6 protein-coding genes are annotated in these 5,107 nt (G+C 72.9%); 5 read left to right on the top strand and 1 reads right to left on the bottom strand.

The window, feature by feature from the left end; genetic code table 11:
• Positions 1-103: 103 nt before the first annotated feature.
• Positions 104-442 (bottom strand): DUF952 domain-containing protein, encoded by a 339-nt coding sequence (locus HTZ82_RS29305; RefSeq protein ID WP_175412416.1) that lies wholly within the window; start codon positions 440-442, stop codon positions 104-106.
• 57 nt (positions 443-499) lie between these two features.
• Between HTZ82_RS29305 and aroH the strand changes: the two genes are divergently transcribed.
• From aroH to der, 5 genes are all read left to right on the top strand, one after another.
• A complete protein-coding gene (gene aroH / locus HTZ82_RS29300) occupies positions 500-862 on the top strand; it encodes a chorismate mutase (RefSeq protein ID WP_175412415.1) in 363 nt (120 codons plus the stop codon).
• Positions 859-1,944, top strand: coding sequence for a prephenate dehydrogenase (locus HTZ82_RS29295; protein ID WP_175412414.1), 1,086 nt, complete (start codon positions 859-861; stop codon positions 1,942-1,944). Before aroH ends, HTZ82_RS29295 begins: the two co-directional genes overlap by 4 nt.
• Before the next feature lie 260 nt (positions 1,945-2,204).
• Positions 2,205-2,891, top strand: a complete 687-nt coding sequence (gene cmk / locus HTZ82_RS29290) for a (d)CMP kinase (protein WP_175412413.1) — start codon at positions 2,205-2,207, stop codon at positions 2,889-2,891.
• A complete protein-coding gene (locus tag HTZ82_RS29285) occupies positions 2,846-3,529 on the top strand; it encodes a 1-acyl-sn-glycerol-3-phosphate acyltransferase (protein WP_175412412.1) in 684 nt (227 codons plus the stop codon). Before cmk ends, HTZ82_RS29285 begins: the two co-directional genes overlap by 46 nt.
• 71 nt (positions 3,530-3,600) lie before the next feature.
• On the top strand, positions 3,601-5,049 hold the full coding sequence (gene der / locus HTZ82_RS29280; RefSeq protein ID WP_175412411.1) for a ribosome biogenesis GTPase Der: 1,449 nt from the start codon (positions 3,601-3,603) through the stop codon (positions 5,047-5,049).
• Positions 5,050-5,107: the final 58 nt, after the last annotated feature.

The following is a 5,107-nucleotide window of genomic DNA, read 5'->3' as shown; positions in this document are numbered from 1 at the left end:
AGCACACGTCAGGAACCGGAGGTACGGGAGAAACTGCGGGAACTGGACACATGGAGCCATCCTGGGGCGGATCATCCCCACGCGGAAGCAACCCGGCCGGACGCTACCCCCACGGGACGAGCTCCAGCGCCTCCCCGTCCGGGCCCCGCCGCACCTCCAGCAGGGCCACCACCGCCGCGCGCTCCACCGGCCCGTACACATGCGGGAACACCGTGCCGCCGGGAGTCCCCTCCCACCGCACATCGGCGCTCAGCCGCTCCTCGTCCACGACCAGCGCCAGCAGCGGCCCCGGAACCCGCCGGTAGTGCGCGTCCGCGACCGCGAGCGCCGCCGCGCCGTCCGCCGAGCAGTGCACGAAACCCTCCGAAGCCAGGGACGGCGGCCGGTACGGGCCCTCGGGATCGGCGGCCCAGTCGGCCAGGGGTACGACGTGGAAGAGCATCCGCACAGTCTGCCGCACTAGGCTGAATCCGCAGGAGTCGCAGGCAGAGGAGCAGACGTGGCGGTACGAGCGGTCCGCGGGGCCGTCCAGCTGGAGCGGGACGACGCCGAGCACATGTACGAGCAGGTCGGCGCCCTGCTCACCGAGCTGCTCGAACGCAACAAGCTCACCGCGGACGACCTGATCAGCGTCTGGTTCACGGCCACACCCGACCTGCGCAGCGACTTCCCGGCCGTCGCCGCGCGCCGTACCGGCCTCGTGGACGTCCCGCTGATCTGCGCCCAGGAACTCGACATCGAAGGCGCCATGCCGCGTGTCGTACGCGTCCTCGCGCACATCGAGACCGACCTGCCCAAGACCGCCGTCGCCCACGTCTACCTCGGCGCCGCGGCGGCCCTCCGCAAGGACATCGCCCAGTGAGAACCGCGCTCGTCATCGGAACCGGGCTGATCGGCACGTCCGTCGCCCTCGCGCTCACCGACCGCGGGGTCACCGTCCACCTGGCCGACCACGACCCGGCCCGCGCCCGCACCGCCGCCGCACGGGGCGCCGGCAGCGACAGCCCGCCCGATGGCCGCGTCGACCTCGCGGTGATCGCCGTGCCCCCCGCCCACGTGGCCGCCACGCTCGCCGACGCCATGCGCGCCGGGCTGGCCCGCGGCTACCTGGACGTGGCCAGCGTCAAGGGCGGCCCCCAGCGGGAGCTGGAGGCCCTGGGCCTCGACCTCTCCCCGTACATCGGTACGCACCCCATGGCCGGCAAGGAGCAGTCCGGGCCGATGGCCGGCAGCGGCGACCTCTTCGAGGGCCGCCCCTGGGTGCTGACACCGACCCGGGACACCGACACCGAGGTCCTCAACCTCGCGCTGGAGCTGGTCTCCCTGTGCCGGGCGGTGCCCGTCGTCATGGACGCCGACGCCCACGACCGGGCGGTCGCGCTCGTCTCGCACACCCCGCAGCTGGTGTCCTCGATGGTCGCCGCGCGCCTGGAGGACGCCGAGGAGACCGCCGTACGGCTCTGCGGGCAGGGCATCCGCGACGTCACCCGCATCGCGGCGTCCGACCCGCGCATGTGGGTCGAGATCCTGTCCGCCAACCCCGGCCCGGTCGCGGACGTCCTCGCGTCGCTCGCCGCCGACCTGGACGAGACGGTGCGCGCGCTGCGGGCCCTGGAGTCCGCCGACGAGGCGAAGCGCGAGGAAGGCGTGACGGGCGTCGAGGACGTCCTGCGCCGCGGCAACACCGGCCGCTCACGCGTCCCCGGCAAGCACGGCACGGCACCCACACCGTACGAGACGGTCGCCGTCCTCATCAGCGACCAGCCGGGAGAACTGGCCCGGATCTTCGCGGACGCGGGCCGTGCGGGTGTCAACGTCGAGGACGTCCGCATCGAGCACGCCACGGGCCAGCAGGCGGGCGTGGTGCAGCTGATGGTGTCCCCGCCGGCGGCCCCGCTGCTGTCGGCGGCGCTGAGGGACCGGGGCTGGGCGTTGCGGCAGTAGTGGGTCCGAGGCGATCCGGCCCGGGTCGCCGGACGGAGTCCGGCGCAGCCGGCCGAAGCCTGGGAGGCGCCCTGGCGCCGAGCAGTGCGAGGTCGGCGTCGAGGATTGGGCCGGCGGCGCTGAGGGAGCGGGGCTGGGCGTTGCGGCAGTAGGCGGGGGGCGCGGGGTGGTTCGCACGGGTGCAGTGGGTGGTGGGGACAGTCGGTAACCTTGTGGCGGGTCCTTGGCAACCGGCCGGCCCTCTCCCGCGTATCAGGAAGGTGTCCGACACCGTGGAATCCGTGATCGTCGCCATCGACGGCCCCTCCGGCACGGGCAAGTCGAGCACCTCCAAGGCGGTCGCCGCCAAGCTGGGGCTCAGCTACCTGGACACCGGCGCGCAGTACCGGGCGATCACCTGGTGGATGATCACCAACGGGATCGACGTCACGGACCCCGCCGCCGTCGCCGACGCCGCCGGCAAGCCCGCGATCGTCTCCGGCACCGACCCGGCCGGCCCGACGATCACCGTCGACGGCGTGGACGCCTCCGGACCGATCCGCACCCAGGAGGTCACCTCCAAGGTCAGCGCCGTCAGCGCGGTACCCGAGATCCGCACGCGGATCACGGAACTCCAGCGGTCCATCGCCGCCGCCGCCCCGTACGGCATCGTCGTCGAGGGCCGGGACATCGGCACCACCGTCCTGCCCGACGCCGACCTGAAGATCTTCCTCACCGCGTCGCCCGAGGCCCGCGCCGCCCGCCGCGCCGGCGAACTCAAGGGCGCGGACGTCTCCGCCACCCGGGAAGCCCTCATCAAGCGGGACGCCGCCGACTCCACCCGCAAGACCTCCCCCCTCGCCAAGGCCGACGACGCCGTCGAGGTCGACACCACCGACCTCACGCTCCAGCAGGTCATCGAGTGCGTCGTCACCCTCGTGGAGGAGAAGCGGGCGGCCGCCAAGTGACCGCGTCGGCGAAGGGCGCCGCCGTGGGGCGGGGCATCGGCATCGGCCTGATGTACGGGCTGTGGAAGCCGCGCGTCCTGGGTGCCTGGCGCGTCCCGGCCGCCGGCCCCGTCATCCTCGCCGTCAACCACGCCCACAACCTCGACGGCCCCATGCTCATGGGCACCGCGCCCCGCCCCGTGCACTTTCTCATCAAGAAGGAGGCGTTCGTCGGCCCCCTCGGCCCGTTCCTCGACCGCATCGGGCAGATCAAGGTCGACCGCGCCTCCGCCGACCGCACCGCGATCAGCGGCGCCCTCGACGTCCTCGCGGACGGCGGCGTCCTCGGGATCTTCCCGGAGGGCACCCGGGGCGAGGGCGACTTCGCCTCCCTCCGCGCGGGCCTCGCCTACTTCGCCGTACGGTCCGGCGCGCCGATCGTCCCCGTCGCCGTCCTGGGAAGCAGCGAGCGCCGCGGACGGTTGATAAAGGGGCTGCCCCCGCTGCGCAGCCGCGTCGACGTGGTCTTCGGCGACGCGTTCCAGGCGGGCGACAGCACCGGCCGCCGTACGCGCAAGGCGCTCGACGAGGCCACCGTACGTATCCAGGAGCGGCTCACCGCCCACCTGGAAAACGCCAGGCGCCTCACCGGGCGCTGAGCGACACTCCAGTAGTGAGCCGCCCGCAGGACGGCTCACCGACCACCACGAACGCACGAGGAACGGACTTCATGAACGACCAGCACGACCACGGGGCACTTGGCGACGCCGAGTACACGGAGTTCATGGAGCTCGCCGCCGAAGAGGGCTTCGACATCGAGGAGGTCGAGGGCGCGATCGAGGAGGCCGGGCACGGCCCGCTCCCCGTCCTCGCCGTCGTCGGCCGCCCGAACGTCGGCAAGTCGACCCTGGTGAACCGCATCATCGGCCGCCGCGAGGCCGTCGTCGAGGACAAGCCGGGCGTCACCCGCGACCGCGTCACGTACGAGGCCGAGTGGGCGGGCCGCCGCTTCAAGGTCGTCGACACCGGCGGCTGGGAGCAGGACGTCCTCGGCATCGACGCGTCCGTCGCCGCGCAGGCCGAGTTCGCCATCGACGCCGCCGACGCCGTCGTCTTCGTCGTCGACGCGACCGTCGGCGCCACCGACACCGACGAGGCCGTCGTCAAGCTGCTGCGCCGGGCCGGCAAGCCCGTCGTCCTCGCCGCGAACAAGGTCGACGGTCCGTCCGGCGAGGCCGACGCCGCCATGCTGTGGTCCCTCGGCCTCGGCGAGCCCTTCCCGGTCTCCGCGCTGCACGGCCGCGGCACCGGCGACCTCCTCGACGAGGTCCTCAAGGCCCTGCCCGACGCACCCGAGCAGACCTTCGGCACCGCCGTCGGCGGCCCCCGCCGTATCGCGCTCATCGGCCGCCCGAACGTCGGCAAGTCGTCCCTCCTCAACAAGGTCGCGGGCGAGGAGCGGGTCGTCGTCAACGAACTCGCCGGCACCACCCGCGACCCGGTCGACGAGCTCATCGAACTCGGCGGCACGACCTGGAAGTTCGTCGACACGGCCGGTATCCGCAAGAAGGTGCACCTCCAGGAGGGCGCGGACTACTACGCCTCGCTGCGCACCGCCGCCGCCGTCGAGAAGGCCGAGGTCGCGGTCGTCCTCATCGACACGACCGAATCGATCAGCGTCCAGGACCAGCGGATCATCACCATGGCCGTGGAGTCCGGGCGCGCGATCGTCATCGCGTACAACAAGTGGGACGAGCTGGACGAGGAGCGCCGCTACTACCTGGAGCGGGAGATCGAGACCGAGATGCAGCAGGTCTCGTGGGCGCCCCGGGTGAACGTGTCCGCGCGGACCGGCCGCCACATGGAGAAGCTCGTCCCGGCGATCGAGACGGCCCTGGCGGGCTGGGAGACCCGCGTCCCGACGGGCCGCCTGAACGCGTTCCTCGGTGAGCTGGTCGCCGCGCACCCGCACCCGATCCGCGGCGGCAAGCAGCCGCGCATCCTGTTCGGCACGCAGGCGGGCACGAAGCCGCCGCGGTTCGTGCTGTTCGCGTCGGGCTTCCTGGAGCACGGCTACCGCCGGTTCGTGGAGCGGCGGCTGCGCGAGGAGTTCGGCTTCGAGGGCACGCCGATCCACATCTCGGTGCGGGTGCGCGAGAAGCGCGGCAAGAAGAAGTAGCAGAAGCGGAGCAGTGGAGCCGCGCGGGACGGCGCGTCTTCGTACGAACGGCGGCGGG

This window comes from Streptomyces sp. TRM64462, assembly GCF_013362995.1.
Lineage (GTDB): Bacteria > Actinomycetota > Actinomycetes > Streptomycetales > Streptomycetaceae > Streptomyces.
The sequence above is the reverse complement of the archived record's forward strand: the minus strand, read 5'-3'. Positions and strand labels throughout refer to the sequence as shown.